This is a genomic window from Burkholderia sp. AU31624, from assembly GCF_020420065.1.
Classification (GTDB): domain Bacteria; phylum Pseudomonadota; class Gammaproteobacteria; order Burkholderiales; family Burkholderiaceae; genus Burkholderia.
Map to the genome: position 1 here is coordinate 168948 of NZ_JAIZRT010000003.1, position 12793 is coordinate 181740.

The 12793-nt window shown below is 67.2% G+C and carries 13 protein-coding genes; 7 read left to right on the forward strand and 6 right to left on the reverse strand.

The genetic code is table 11. The features are described 5' to 3' along the window. Positions 1-33 precede the first annotated feature (33 nt). Positions 34-1350 carry an ATP-binding protein gene (locus LGM89_RS11085; RefSeq protein ID WP_226273055.1) on the reverse strand — a complete coding sequence of 439 codons (1317 nt, stop codon included), beginning with the start codon at positions 1348-1350 and terminating at the stop codon, positions 34-36. Next, the gene (locus LGM89_RS11090; RefSeq protein WP_009693256.1) at positions 1334-2059 is read right to left on the reverse strand and encodes a response regulator; all 726 of its coding nucleotides are present in this window, start codon (positions 2057-2059) and stop codon (positions 1334-1336) included. Before LGM89_RS11090 ends, LGM89_RS11085 begins: the two co-directional genes overlap by 17 nt. A gap of 224 nt (positions 2060-2283) precedes the next feature. Between LGM89_RS11090 and LGM89_RS11095 the strand changes: the two genes are divergently transcribed. Beyond that, on the forward strand, positions 2284-2835 hold the full coding sequence (locus LGM89_RS11095; RefSeq protein ID WP_089426072.1) for a periplasmic heavy metal sensor: 552 nt from the start codon (positions 2284-2286) through the stop codon (positions 2833-2835). A gap of 70 nt (positions 2836-2905) precedes the next feature. Here the strand turns inward: LGM89_RS11095 and LGM89_RS11100 are convergent, their stop codons facing one another. After that, on the reverse strand, positions 2906-3601 hold the full coding sequence (locus LGM89_RS11100; RefSeq protein WP_089495409.1) for a pirin family protein: 696 nt from the start codon (positions 3599-3601) through the stop codon (positions 2906-2908). A 369-nt stretch (positions 3602-3970) separates the two neighbouring features. On the opposite strand from LGM89_RS11100, the gene LGM89_RS11105 reads away from it, so the two are divergent. From LGM89_RS11105 to LGM89_RS11120, 4 genes are all read left to right on the forward strand, one after another. After that, entirely contained in the window at positions 3971-4753 is a 783-nt protein-coding gene (locus tag LGM89_RS11105; RefSeq protein ID WP_226273056.1) for an ABC transporter substrate-binding protein, read from the forward strand. Between the two features lie 231 nt (positions 4754-4984). Then, complete coding sequence (locus LGM89_RS11110; protein WP_021158491.1) at positions 4985-5674, forward strand: ABC transporter permease; 690 nt, start codon at positions 4985-4987, stop codon at positions 5672-5674. After that, the gene (locus LGM89_RS11115) at positions 5671-6384 is read left to right on the forward strand and encodes an ABC transporter permease (protein WP_089495410.1); all 714 of its coding nucleotides are present in this window, start codon (positions 5671-5673) and stop codon (positions 6382-6384) included. The genes LGM89_RS11110 and LGM89_RS11115 overlap by 4 nt, the downstream gene beginning before the upstream one ends. A 17-nt stretch (positions 6385-6401) precedes the next feature. Then, a complete protein-coding gene (locus tag LGM89_RS11120; RefSeq protein ID WP_089473787.1) occupies positions 6402-7181 on the forward strand; it encodes an ABC transporter ATP-binding protein in 780 nt (259 codons plus the stop codon). A gap of 75 nt (positions 7182-7256) precedes the next feature. On the opposite strand, the gene LGM89_RS11125 is transcribed toward LGM89_RS11120, so the two are convergent. After that, positions 7257-7754: a GNAT family N-acetyltransferase gene (locus tag LGM89_RS11125; RefSeq protein WP_226273057.1), complete on the reverse strand. Its 498-nt coding sequence runs from the start codon at positions 7752-7754 to the stop codon at positions 7257-7259. An 88-nt stretch (positions 7755-7842) separates the two neighbouring features. Here LGM89_RS11125 and LGM89_RS11130 point away from each other — a divergent pair, with 88 nt between their 5' ends. Together LGM89_RS11130 and LGM89_RS11135 are read left to right on the forward strand one after the other, a co-directional pair. Beyond that, on the forward strand, positions 7843-8814 hold the full coding sequence (locus LGM89_RS11130) for a LysR family transcriptional regulator (RefSeq protein ID WP_373452543.1): 972 nt from the start codon (positions 7843-7845) through the stop codon (positions 8812-8814). A 563-nt stretch (positions 8815-9377) separates the two neighbouring features. After that, positions 9378-10457 carry a porin gene (locus tag LGM89_RS11135; RefSeq protein WP_089495411.1) on the forward strand — a complete coding sequence of 360 codons (1080 nt, stop codon included), beginning with the start codon at positions 9378-9380 and terminating at the stop codon, positions 10455-10457. A 180-nt stretch (positions 10458-10637) separates the two neighbouring features. On the opposite strand, the gene LGM89_RS11140 is transcribed toward LGM89_RS11135, so the two are convergent. After that, positions 10638-10976, reverse strand: coding sequence for a P-II family nitrogen regulator (locus LGM89_RS11140; RefSeq protein WP_006398637.1), 339 nt, complete (start codon positions 10974-10976; stop codon positions 10638-10640). Positions 10977-11059: 83 nt separating this feature from the next. Further along, positions 11060-12766, reverse strand: coding sequence for an NAD+ synthase (locus LGM89_RS11145; protein WP_226273058.1), 1707 nt, complete (start codon positions 12764-12766; stop codon positions 11060-11062). Positions 12767-12793: the final 27 nt, after the last annotated feature.

The following is a 12793-nucleotide window of genomic DNA, read 5'->3' on the forward strand; positions in this document are numbered from 1 at the left end:
GCGCCAGCCCGGACGGGCTGGCGCCGCAGCCGCTCAGGCGGCCTGTGCGTGGGGTTCGTCCTTCGGCACGACCTCGAACGGGAACGTCATCGCGACACGCAGGCCGCCTTCGGGGCGGTTGCCGATGTCGCACGTCCCGCCCAGCCTGAGTACGAGCCGCTCGACGATCGCGAGCCCGAGCCCGCTGTGGCCGTTGCCGCCGCGCGCCGGGTCGAGCCGCACGAACGGCCGCGTGGCCGCCGCGAGGTCGCGCGGCGCGATCCCGCCGCCGCTGTCGCTCACCGACAACACGTAGCCGGCCGGCGTGCGCGCCGTCTCGACGAGCACGGGCGGCGCACCATACGCATGCGCGTTGTCCAGGAGGTTCGACAGGATCCGGTCGAGCGTCGCCGTCGGCAGCCGGAAGCCCGGATCGGCGTCGAGCCGGGTCTGGACCGTCGGCGCGTTCGGCGCGACCGCGCGATAGCTGCGCGCGATCCGCTCGCACGCCTGGTCGACCGGCACCGGCTCGCTGCGATCGGACCCGCCGTGCGCGAACACCAGGAATTGATCGACGATGTGCGACATCGAATCGACGTCGCGCACGACGCCGTCACGCAACCGGGCGTCGTCCATCATTTCAGCCCGCAGCCGCATCCGCGCGAGCGGCGTGCGCAGGTCGTGCGCCACGCCCGCGAGCATCACCGCGCGGTCACTCTCGGCCTGCGACACCTGTTCCACCATCTGGTTGAAGCCATGCGTGAGCTGGCGCAGCTCGCGCGGGCCGCGCTCACGCAGCGGCGGCACCGGCTGGCCGCGGCCGAAGCGCGCGACCGCGCGTGCCAGCGAACGCAGCGGCTGCTGCAGTTGCCAGGCCGCGAACAGCGCGGCGATCACGCCGGCCGAGAAGATCGTGCCGAGCCACAACAGCATCCGGTCGAGCGAGCGCGGCGGCCGCAGCGGCTGAACCGGCACCACGATCCAGTTGCGGTCGCTCGGCTCCTTCACCCACAGCACGGGCGGATGGCCCGGCGTGCCGATCTCGACCTGCGTGCCGGGCGGCATGCGGTCACTCACGTCGTCGCGGAACCGCTTCAGCGGCGGCGGCAGCCCTGCATCACCGCCCTTCGGCACGTCGGCGCTGTCCGGCGACACGAGCCGCACGCGCGACGGCAGCGGCTGGTCGGGCGTGCGTGCGACGTGCTGGCGCACCGCGTCGACCAGGAACGCGGCCTCTTCGACCGCGTAACGCGTCTGCATCTGGCTGCGCTCGAGCCGCATCGCGAAGAACCACGCGAAGTGCGACAGGAGCAGGACACCGACGACGAGCAGCGCCAGCCGCCCGAACAGTGAATCAATGGGTTTGCGCATGGGCCTCGCCGTCGGGCACGAACACGTAGCCGCGCCCGCGCACCGTCTGGATGAAGCGCGGCGTCGACGGGTCCGTTTCGAGGATGCGGCGCAGGCGCCACACCTGGACGTCGATGCCGCGGTCGGTGCCGTCGTACTCGGGCCCGTGCAGCAGCTCGAGCAGCCGCTCGCGCGTGAGCGTGCGCAGCGCATGGTTCACGAAGATCTTCAGCAGCGCGAATTCACTGCTCGACAGCGTGGCCGGCTTGCCGTCGACCGACAGCGTGCGCGCCTGGAAGTCGAGCACGAAGCGGCCGAACGCGAACGGCTCGCGCTGTTCGGGCGCCGCGGCCGACGGCGTCGCGCGGCGGCGGCGCAGCACGGCCTGCACGCGCGCGAGCAGCTCGCGCGGGTTGAACGGCTTGCCGAGGTAGTCGTCCGCGCCGAGCTCGAGCCCGACGATGCGGTCGACGTCGTCCGCACGCGCGGTCAGCATGATCACGGGGATGTCGTCGCCGGCCGCGCGCAGCTGGCGCAGCGCGGTCAGGCCGTCGACGCCCGGCATCATCAGGTCCAGCACGATCAGGTCGGGCCGCTCGCGCTCGAGGCGCTTCTCGAGCGTCGCCGCGTCGTGCAGCACGGACACTTCCATCCCCTGGCGCACGAGGTAGTCGCGCAGCAGGTCTCGGAGTTCTTGGTCGTCGTCGACGATGAGGATCTGGGTAGTCATGGCTCGAAGTTTACCGCGCGAGGGCGGAGTCGAAGAACGAAACAAAGGGACGAAAGGGTTACTGCGGGTTACCGCGCAAGGGAACTGTAATGCGCGGTAACCCGGCCACCGCCCCACGTAACACCGGCCGCAGCCTGCATCGCTAACCTGCGTCTTACCGGATGCGGCACCCGGTTTTCCCGGACCCGCATCGCCGGACCCTTTGGATACAAGGAGTTTCTGAAATGTATAAGAAGACTTCCCGCGTGGCCATCGCGGCCGCCACCGTGCTCGCTCTCGCATTCGGCACCGCGCATGCCGCGCAGCCCAACGACATGCCGCCTCCGGGCGGCCCCGGCATGCACCAGATGCACGGCGGGCACGAAGGCGGCCCGTTCGGCGCGATCATGAAACTGCATGACCAGCTGAAGCTCAATGCGTCGCAGGAACAGCAATGGCAGGCGGCCGTCAACACGATGAAGCAGAACCGTGACGCGATGCGCAAGAGCCACGAGCAGATGCGCGACCAGTTCAAGGCGCAGCAGAACCAGCCGATCCTCGACCTGAGCGCGATGCACTCGGCACGCCAGCAGGCCGAGGCGCAGAACGCGCAACTGCGCGAGCAGACGTCCGCCGCATGGCTCACGTTCTACAACGGGCTGAACGACCAGCAGAAGACGATGGTCAGCACCGCGCTCAAGCAGCAGTTCGCGAAGATGGAACAGCGCCACGAGAAGATGAAGGAGCGTTGGGAGCAGCATCGCGCGGCCAAGGCCGCGTCGGCGCCGGCGCAGTAAGCCGGCGGGCCGCTCCGCGAAGCGGCATCGAAGGGGACGCGGGCACCGGCCCGCGTCCCCTTTTTGCATATCAGGCGACGTCGAACAGCAGCACCTCGGCCGCCCGGCCGCGCGCGAACGCCACCGCATCCACGGCACCGATCCGCGCGCCATCGCCCGCGGACAGCGCGTAGCCGTTCACCGCGACGTCGCCGCGCACCACGTGCACGTACGCGCGGCGCCCGGCCGGCACGTCGAACGCCGCCGCCTCGTCGCCGTCGATCAGCCCCGCGAAGATGCGGGCGTCCGCCCCGAGCGGCAGCGCACCGTCGCCACCGTCCGGTGCCGCGACGAGCCTCAGCCGGCCGCGTTTCTCGTCATCGGCAAAGCGCGTCTGCACGTAGCCGGGCCGGCCGCCTGCCCCGGCCGGCGCGAGCCAGATCCGCAGCAGGCGCAGCGGCTCGTCACGCGACGCGTTGGTTTCGCTCAGCATGACGCCGGTGCCGGCGCTCATGCGCTGCACGCCGCCCGCACGGACGATCGCCCCGTTGCCGAGGCTGTCGCGATGCGCGAGCGCGCCGTCGAGCACGTAGGTGACGATTTCCGCGTCGCGGTACGGCCGCATCCCGTAGCCGCGGGTCGGCGCGATGCATTCCTCGTTCAGTTCGCGCAACGCGCCGAACGCCGGCGGCCCGCTCCGGCCGGACGCCCCAGGAAAGCTGTGAAGGAATTCGTGCCAGCCATGGCTGCGCTGATCGCGATCGGCGGCGCGGCGGATCTGGAACATGGAACGGACACTCCGTGGGATGCAGGGTTCTGCCATCCCATCACTGTATGAGTGTGCCAATCGCGCCACAATCCGCCGCCTGCGCACCGCATCGTTGCACCTGCGGATGCAATCGATGCAATGCCCATTGAGAATGCGTCGATTATCGCAACAGCCGGATCAATGCATCGAAGAATCGATCGGTCGGCCCGGATTGCCGGTTTCCGCGTATCGCGTTCGGGTAAAATACCGGCCTTTTGGCGTTCGCCGTTCCGGCGGCCGCCATTGCCAGCGCGCCGATCGGCGATTTTTGGCCGTCTAGAATACGCCGCGGCGCCCGGTCCAACCGGCCGCGAGCGCTCCCGGAAAGTCAGCAACAGAAGGATGGAAATGAAGAAGGCCGCCCTGTGCGCCGCCCTCGCCCTCATGGCGGGCAGCGCCTTCGCGAAGGAGTGGAAGACCGTGCGGATCGGCGTCGACGCCAGCTACCCGCCGTTCGAGTCGACCGCGCCAAGCGGCGAGATCGTCGGTTTCGACGTCGATCTCACCAAGGAAATCTGCAAGCGAATCAACGTGAAATGCGTGTGGGTGGCGCAGGATCTCGACGGGATCATCCCGGCGCTGAAGGCGAAGAAGTACGACGTCATCGTGTCGTCGCTGACCGTCACGGACAAGCGCCGCGAACAGATCGACTTCTCCGACAAGGTCTATGACGCGCCGGCGCGGATGATCGCGAAGACCGGCTCGCCGCTGCTGCCGACGGTGGCGTCGCTGAAGGGCAAGCGCGTGGGCGTCGAGCAGGGCTCGACGCAGGAAACCTACGCGAAAGCGTACTGGGAGCCGCAGGGCGTGACGATCATTCCTTACCAGAACCAGGACCAGGTCTATGCCGATCTCGGCTCGGGCCGTCTCGACGCGACGCTGCAGGATGAACTGCAGGCCGACTACGGCTTCCTGCGCACGCCGCGCGGCAAGGGCTTCGCGTTTGCCGGGCCGGAAGTGAAGGATCCGAAGACGATCGGCGACGGCACCGCGATCGGCCTGCGCAAGGAAGATACGGACCTGAAGCTCAAGATCAACCGGGCGCTGGCCGACATGCACAAGGACGGCACGTACGACCGGCTGTCGCACAAGTATTTCGCGTTCAGCGTCTATTCGGCTTCGGCCCGCTGAGCAACGAAAAGAAGAGACGACGGATGCGGGGGCGGCCCCGCACCCGGGCAGTACAGGCAGTCAACCACGCGCCGCCCGCCCCCTGCCCGCCGCTCGCGCGACGGGCGGGCCCGGCACCGATGCCGGGGCGGACGGTCACGATACGCACGGGGCGTTCCGCGCAGCTTGGGCGGAACGCGTCTTTCGCGGCGCACCGCGTGCGCCCTAAGGGACCACACCAGGGACCACTCAATGTTTCTACAAGGTTACGGCCCGCTGATCCTCGCAGGCACCTGGCAAACCGTCAAACTGGCGGTGCTTTCGCTTGCGCTGTCGTTCCTGCTGGGCCTGCTCGGCGCGGGCGCGAAGCTGTCGCGCAACCGCTTCACGAACGGCGTCGGCACCGTCTACACGACGCTGATCCGCGGCGTGCCCGACCTCGTGCTGATGCTGCTGCTGTTCTACAGCCTGCAGATCTGGCTGAACATGGCGACCGACGCGCTCGGCTGGGACCAGATCGACATCGATCCATTCCTCGCCGGCGTGCTCGTGCTCGGCTTCATCTACGGCGCGTACTTCACCGAGACGTTCCGCGGCGCGTTCCTGTCGGTGCCGCGCGGCCAGCTCGAGGCCGGCAGCGCGTACGGGATGACGAACTGGCAGGTGTTCACGCGAATCATGTTCCCGCAGATGATGCGCTTCGCACTGCCCGGCATCGGCAACAACTGGCAGGTGCTCGTGAAGTCGACCGCGCTCGTGTCGATCATCGGCCTGGCCGACGTCGTGAAGGCGTCGCAGGACGCCGGCAAGGGCACGCTGCGGTTCTTCTTCTTCACGCTGATCGCGGGTGCCGTCTACCTCGCGATCACGACGATCTCGAACTTCGTGCTGATGTGGCTCGAAAAGCGCTACTCGACCGGCGTCCGCAAGGCTGACCTATGATCGAACTCATCCAAGAATACTGGCGCAACTATCTCTACACCGACGGCTATCGCATCACCGGTGTCGCGATTACGTTGTGGCTGCTGGTCGTGTCGATCGGCCTCGGCTTCTGCCTGTCGATACCGCTCGCGGTCGCGCGCGTGTCGAAGAAGAAGTGGCTGTCGGGCGCCGTGTGGCTCTACACGTACGTCTTCCGCGGCACGCCGCTCTACGTGCAGCTGCTGCTCTGCTACACGGGCCTCTACAGCCTGCAGGCCGTGCGCGGCACGCCGATGCTCGACGCGTTCTTCCGCGACGGGATGCACTGCACGCTGCTCGCGTTCACGCTGAACACCTGCGCGTACACCACCGAGATCTTCGCGGGCGCGATCAAGGCGACCTCGTACGGCGAGATCGAAGCCGCGCGTGCGTACGGGATGTCGCCGTTCACGATGTACCGCCGCGTGATCCTGCCGTCGGCGCTGCGCCGCGCGCTGCCGCTGTACAGCAACGAAGTGATCCTGATGCTGCACGCGACCACCGTCGCGTTCACCGCGACCGTGCCGGACATCCTGAAGATCGCCCGCGACGTCAACTCGGCGACCTACATGTCGTTCCATGCGTTCGGCATCGCCGCCCTGCTCTATCTCGCGATCTCGTTCACGCTCGTGTGGCTGTTCCGCCAGGCCGAGCGGCGCTGGCTCGCGTATCTGCGCCCGCAAGGCAAGTAAGTTTTCGCAGGACTATGATGAATTCCCAGACTCAGAAGCTTTTCGTCGACGATCTGCACAAGCGGTACGGCGACAACGAGGTGCTCAAGGGCGTGTCGCTGAAGGCGAACTCGGGCGACGTGATCAGCGTGATCGGCTCGTCCGGCTCCGGCAAGAGCACGATGCTTCGCTGCATCAACTTCCTCGAGCAGCCGAACGCGGGCCGCATCTTCGTCGACGGCGAGGAAGTGCGCACCGCGCTCGACAAGACGGGCGCGCTGCGCGCGGCCGATACGAAACAGCTGCAGCGCGTGCGCACCAAGCTGTCGATGGTGTTCCAGCACTTCAACCTCTGGTCGCACATGAACGTGATCGAGAACGTGATGGAAGCGCCGGTGAACGTGCTCGGCATCCCGAAGAAGGAAGCCGAGGAACGTGCGCGCACGTATCTCGAGAAGGTCGGCCTCGCGCCGCGCGTCGAGAAGCAGTATCCGTCGCACCTGTCGGGCGGCCAGCAGCAGCGCGTGGCGATTGCACGCGCGCTGGCGATGCATCCGGACGTGATGCTGTTCGACGAGCCGACCTCGGCGCTCGACCCGGAACTCGTCGGTGAAGTGCTGAAGGTGATGCAGAAGCTGGCCGAGGAAGGCCGCACGATGATCGTCGTCACGCACGAGATGGGGTTCGCGCGCAACGTGTCGAACCACGTGATGTTCCTGCACCAGGGCCGCGTCGAGGAAGAAGGCGTGCCGTCCGAGGTGTTCGCCAACCCGAAGAGCGAACGCCTGCGCGGGTTCCTGTCGGGCAGCCTCAAGTAACATCGCACGCGTCGCGACGCGTGAACGGGCGCCCCGCGGTTCGCCGCGCGGCGCCCGTTTTGCATTGACGCGGCGTTAGGCGGCGTCGACCGGCGCGGCGTCGGCGAACGCGCGCAGTTCGTCACCCGCGAGCCGGTAGCGCACCCATTCGCTCTGCGGCGCCGCGCCGACGCTCTCGTAGAAGCGGATCGCCGGCTCGTTCCAGTCGAGCACGCTCCACTCGAAACGCCCGCAGCCCGACTCGACCGCGATCCGTGCGAGCGCCTTCAGGAGCCGCAGCCCGGCGCCCGCGCCGCGAAAGCGTGGCGACACGTAAAGATCCTCGAGATACAGCCCCTGCCGGGCCAGCCACGTCGAATACGAGAAGAAATAGACGGCGAAGCCGGCCGGCTCGCCGTCGGCCTCGCACATCAGCGCGCGCGCCGGCGATCCCTCGCCGAACAGGCTGCGCTCGAGCGACGCGGGCGTCGCGATCACTTCGTGTTCCGCCTTCTCGTAGATGGCCAGCTCGGTGATGAAACGCAGGATTTGCGGCACGTCGGCGACGGTGGCGGAACGGATGTCGATTTGCACGGGTTGAGCCCTCCTCCGGCCCTGGCTGGTAACGGGAAACGATGCCGCGCAGCCGCGCTGGCACCCATCAGAGCATCATGCTACGTTCATGCAGCCCCTGCAGGAAGTGCAGTTTCTTCATTCGTACCTGAACATGATGCATCCCGATCTGCGCCGCCTCGACCTGAACCTGCTGCTCGTGTTCGATGCGCTGTACCGCCACCGGTCCGTCGCCGCGGCCGCGCACGAGCTCGCGTTGAGCCCGTCCGCGCTGAGCCACGCGCTCGCGCGGCTGCGCGACGCGATCGGCGACGCGCTGTTCGTGCGCCTCGGCAACGAGATGCAGCCGACCGTGCGCGCCGACGACATCGCCACCTGGGCCGGCGACGCGCTCGACACGATGTCGAAGGGGCTCGCCCGCGCACGCCGCTTCGATCCCGCGCAAAGCGACCGCACGTTCGTGTTCGCGGCGACCGACTACACGGCATTCGCCGTGCTGCCGGCGTTTCTTGCCCGCATCCAGCATGTCGCGCCGCAATTGCGGATCCGCGTCGTGCACTCCGACCGGAAGATCTCCGTCGACGAACTCGCGGCCGGCCGCATCGATTTCGCGCTCGGCTACCACGAGGAATCGGCGGCCGACGCGCCGGGCATCGAGGATTTCGACTGGTTCTCCGACGACTACGTCGTGATCGCGAGCGCCACGCATCCGGAGATTCGCCGGCGGCTGACGCTCGACCAGTACCTGGCGGCACGCCACGTGGTCGTCACGCCGTGGAACGAGTCGCGCGGTGTCGTCGACCATGTGCTCGACCGGCTCGGCCTCGCGCGGCAGGTCGCCGTGCAGTTGCCGACGGTGCTGGCCGCGCCGTTCGTGATCGCGGAATCCGCGCTGCTGATGACCGTGCCGAACCGCGCCGCGCAGGCGTTGCGGCACGCGGCGCCGATCCGCCTCTTTCCGGCGCCGTTCGAGATTCCGCGCTACACCGTGAAGGTCTACTCGCACGCGAAGCATGCGCGCACCGATGCACATCGCTGGATTCGCGCGCAGTTGCTCGACGCAAGGCCCGCCGCTGCCTGACCGACACAGGTTGGTACCTCGCGCCGGGCGTTGCCGGACAAGCGTTTCAGGCACCCGCAGGCCCTCTCCGGCAGCCGTCCGTTCATTACGAAATACTTACCAATTTCTCGCATCCGACGCTTACGCCTGTGCCCCCCGCAGCGTCAATAGTGGCAATCCTTGACCCCCGTTTGCAAAACTCGTGTCTCCCTTGCGGGACAAGGGTTTTCCGTTAATTGCAAACCCTTGGCACCCCGGTTGCCCACCGTGTTGCATGGCAATTTGGCGACACGTGTTAGTCAAACAACGATTTCCATCGCCACAAAATTGTATTTTTGCTAAATTAGTAACCAAAGTAGCAAAACGAAGTTCGTGAAATGTAGTTTAGCTTCACGACACTACAAGGAGACCCCGCAGGCCGACCCGGCTGCGCGGGAACGCTCAACGGTTTTCCGTCCGCTTGCCCGCGTGCTGCGCTTACCGGCCCTGCACGAGGTCTCCCTGGTTATCCCGCTTTTGCCCGGCGCTCGCGCTCCGGGCATCTCGTGCAGTCTGGGTTGACTTTTTGACAGGGTATGGAGGAGATGATGAAGAAAGCTTTGGTCGCGGCCGCGCTGATGGCTGCTGGGGTGGTGACGGCGCACGCGCAGAGCAGCGTCACGCTGTATGGCCGCCTGGATGCCGGCATCGAGTACCTGAACGGCCTGCAAAACGGCCACCAAGTGCGCGCGGAAAGCGGCGACTGGGGCACCAGCCTCTGGGGCTTGAAGGGCACCGAGGACATCGGCGGCGGCAACAAGATCCTGTTCCACCTCGAAGGCGCGTTCAACACGATGACGGGCGGCTTCAGCGGCTCGATCTGGGATCGTTTCGCGACCGTCGGTATCTCCAACGACCGCTACGGTACGCTGCTGTTGGGTCGCGAGCTCGCGATCGCCAACGGCGTGTGGGACTTCGACCCGTTCGGCCAGTCGGCCTGGTCGACGGCCTCGCTGGTGCGCGGCCGCAACTGGAACAAGACCAGCAACAACGTGTCGTACCAGTCGCCGTCGCTCTACGGCCTCGACTTCTACGGCCAGTTCTCGTTCTCGAACTCGACCAGCTTCAACGGCAACACGACGGCCGGCCAACCGGGCCGTGCAATGGGCGGTCAGGTCACCTACACGAACTCGCTGTTCCAGTTGCGCGGCATCTACGACGAAACGCGCGACAGCAACGGCCGCTTCTCGGACGTGTTCAACTACTCGCGTGAATACTTCGCGGGCGTGAACGTGTTCCTCGGCCAGTTCAAGGTGCAAGCGGCCTACCAGGCATCGCGCGCGGACGGCAGCGGCGGCCCGGCAGTGAACGCCGGCGTGACGGGCACCCAGCAGGTCTGGGGCGGCGTGACCTGGCAGGCAACGCCGGCAGCGGCGCTGATCGCGGCCGTGTATCACGTGAACGCGAACCACGGCGGCGGCAACGCGAACATCTACACGATCGGCGGTTCGTACAACATCTCGAAGCGCACGCTGTTCGACCTGCAGGCTGCGACGGTGCGCAACAGCTCGTCGGCCAACTTCGGTCTGAACGCGAACGGTGCAGGCACCGCCGTGTCGACCGGCAACCCGCATCCGGGCGGCAGCCAGACCGGCGTCTACGCCGGTATCCAGCACCTGTTCTGATCAGGCGCCGTTCTCAAAGAATCGATTCAACGACGTTTTCCACGCTGCTGCGAGAGGCGCGTATCGGTGCGGTACCCAACCGGGTATCGCACCGTTTTTTATTGGGCGGCGGGTTCTTGCGACCCGTGGCCCGATCGGCCGAAGCGGCCGGGAAGCGATCAAATGGCGCGGACGCGGCGCTCAGACGGCCGCTTCGTTCTCTTCGCCGGTGCGGATGCGGATCACGCGCTCGACATCCGACACGAAGATCTTGCCGTCGCCGATCTTGCCGGTGCGGGCCGCGCCGATCACCGCGTCGATCACCTGGTCGACCTGCGCTTCCGCGACGACCACCTCGATCTTCATCTTCGGCAGGAAGTCGACGACGTATTCGGCGCCGCGATACAGCTCGGTATGGCCCTTCTGGCGGCCGAAGCCCTTCACTTCCGTCACGGTCAGGCCCGTGAGACCCACTTCGGCGAGCGCTTCGCGGACTTCGTCCAGCTTGAACGGCTTGATGATGGCAGTGATGCGTTTCATGGTGGTTGTCCCCCAATGCTCGTTTGGATGCAAAATCGCGACCCCGATTGTAAGCCTGCGAGCCGCACGCGGCCCAGCACCGCTCAATCGAGACGTTCGGTAAACCGTGACGTAATCGGGTAGCGCCAGTCGCGCCCGAACGCGCGATGCGTGACGCGAATGCCGATCGGCGCCTGGCGGCGCTTGTATTCGTTGATCTTGATGAGCCGCGTCACGCGTTCGACGTCGGCCTGCGCGTAACCGGCCGCGACGATCTCGGCGAGCGGCCGGTCCTCTTCCATGTACATGCGCATGATCGCGTCGAGCACGTCGTACGGCGGCAGGCTGTCCTGGTCGGTCTGGTTCTCGCGCAGCTCGGCCGACGGCGCGCGCGTGAGGATCCGCTCCGGGATCACGTCGCGCAGCGGGTAGTCGGCCGTTTCGTTGCGATAGCGGCACAACCGGTACACGAGCGTCTTCGCGATGTCCTTGATCACCGCGAACCCGCCGGCCATGTCGCCGTACAGCGTGCAGTAGCCGACCGCCATCTCGCTCTTGTTGCCGGTCGTCAGCACGATCGAGCCGAACTTGTTCGACAGCGCCATCAGCAGCGTGCCGCGAATGCGCGCCTGGATGTTCTCCTCCGTCGCGTCTTCCGCGCGGCCCGCGAACTCGCCCGCGAGCGATGCGCGGAACGCATCGAACATCGGCGCGATCGCGATCTCGTCGTAGCGCACGCCGACGCGCCGCGCCATCTCCGCCGCATCGGTGGTCGAGATGTCGGCCGTGAAGCGCGACGGCATCATCACCGCGCGCACGCGCTCCGGCCCGAGCGCATCGCATGCGACGGCCAGCACCAGCGCCGAATCGACGCCGCCCGACAGCCCGATCAGCACGCCCGGAAACCCGTTCTTGCCGATGTAGTCGCGCACGCCGGTCACGAGCGCGCGATACACCTGCGCGTGCGTCGACAGCTCGGGCGCGATCGCGCCCGGCAGCGGCCGGGCGCCGCCGAATTCGACGATCGCGTGCCCCTCGACGAACTGCGGCATCTTCGCGACGAGCGCGCCCTGCGCGTCGAGCACGAACGAGCCGCCGTCGAACACGAGTTCGTCCTGGCCGCCGACGAGGTTCACGTACACCATCGGCAGCCCGGTTTCGCGAATCCGTGCGCGCAGGATGTCGAAGCGCACCGCTTCCTTGTTCATGTGGTACGGCGAGCCGTTCGGGATCAGCAGTACCTGCGCGCCGGCCGCCTTTGCGATCTGCGCGGCCGACGCGTGCCACGCATCCTCGCAGATGATCACGCCGTATTTCACGCCGTTCAGCTCGAACACGAGCGGCTCGGCGTCGGTCGCGAAGTAGCGCTTCTCGTCGAACACCTCGGCGTTCGGCAGATCCTGCTTGCGGTAGGTGCCGACGATCTCGCCGCCGACGATCAGGGAAACCGCGTTATAGGTATCGGTGGGCGGCACGCCGCGCTCGATCGGGCGGTTTGCATTACCATCGACGGCTGGCGCGTGCGCGCCTTCGCCCATGCCGCGCAGCGGATGGCCGACCAGCACCGCGAGCCCGTCGAATGCCTTCAGCGCGTCGGCGAGCGCGTCGAGTGCCGAGGCCGCCGCCGCGTAGAACGCGGGCCGGAGCAGCAGATCTTCCGGCGGATAGCCGGACAGCGCGAGTTCCGGCGCGACCATCAGCTGCGCACCATCGTTGTGCGCGGCGCGGGCGGCCGCGACGATTCGCGCGACGTTGCCGGCGAAGTCGCCGACGGTGACGTTGATCTGGGCGAGAGCGAGTCGGGTCTTCATGGCGGGATCGGCGCAGCCCGGCGGCGC

Bases quoted from the DNA above. Each gene is read 5' to 3' on its own strand.
- LGM89_RS11095 (WP_089426072.1), top strand. From the start codon at position 2,284: ATGTATAAGAAGACTTCCCGCGTGGCCATCGCGGCCGCCACCGTGCTC.
- LGM89_RS11145 (WP_226273058.1), bottom strand. From the start codon at position 12,766: ATGAAGACCCGACTCGCTCTCGCCCAGATCAACGTCACCGTCGGCGAC.
- LGM89_RS11085 (WP_226273055.1), bottom strand. From the start codon at position 1,350: ATGCGCAAACCCATTGATTCACTGTTCGGGCGGCTGGCGCTGCTCGTC.
- LGM89_RS11135 (WP_089495411.1), top strand. From the start codon at position 9,378: ATGATGAAGAAAGCTTTGGTCGCGGCCGCGCTGATGGCTGCTGGGGTG.
- LGM89_RS11130 (WP_373452543.1), top strand. From the start codon at position 7,843: ATGCAGCCCCTGCAGGAAGTGCAGTTTCTTCATTCGTACCTGAACATG.
- LGM89_RS11120 (WP_089473787.1), top strand. From the start codon at position 6,402: ATGAATTCCCAGACTCAGAAGCTTTTCGTCGACGATCTGCACAAGCGG.
- LGM89_RS11090 (WP_009693256.1), bottom strand. From the start codon at position 2,059: ATGACTACCCAGATCCTCATCGTCGACGACGACCAAGAACTCCGAGAC.
- LGM89_RS11110 (WP_021158491.1), top strand. From the start codon at position 4,985: ATGTTTCTACAAGGTTACGGCCCGCTGATCCTCGCAGGCACCTGGCAA.
- LGM89_RS11105 (WP_226273056.1), top strand. From the start codon at position 3,971: ATGAAGAAGGCCGCCCTGTGCGCCGCCCTCGCCCTCATGGCGGGCAGC.
- LGM89_RS11140 (WP_006398637.1), bottom strand. From the start codon at position 10,976: ATGAAACGCATCACTGCCATCATCAAGCCGTTCAAGCTGGACGAAGTC.
- LGM89_RS11100 (WP_089495409.1), bottom strand. From the start codon at position 3,601: ATGTTCCAGATCCGCCGCGCCGCCGATCGCGATCAGCGCAGCCATGGC.
- LGM89_RS11115 (WP_089495410.1), top strand. From the start codon at position 5,671: ATGATCGAACTCATCCAAGAATACTGGCGCAACTATCTCTACACCGAC.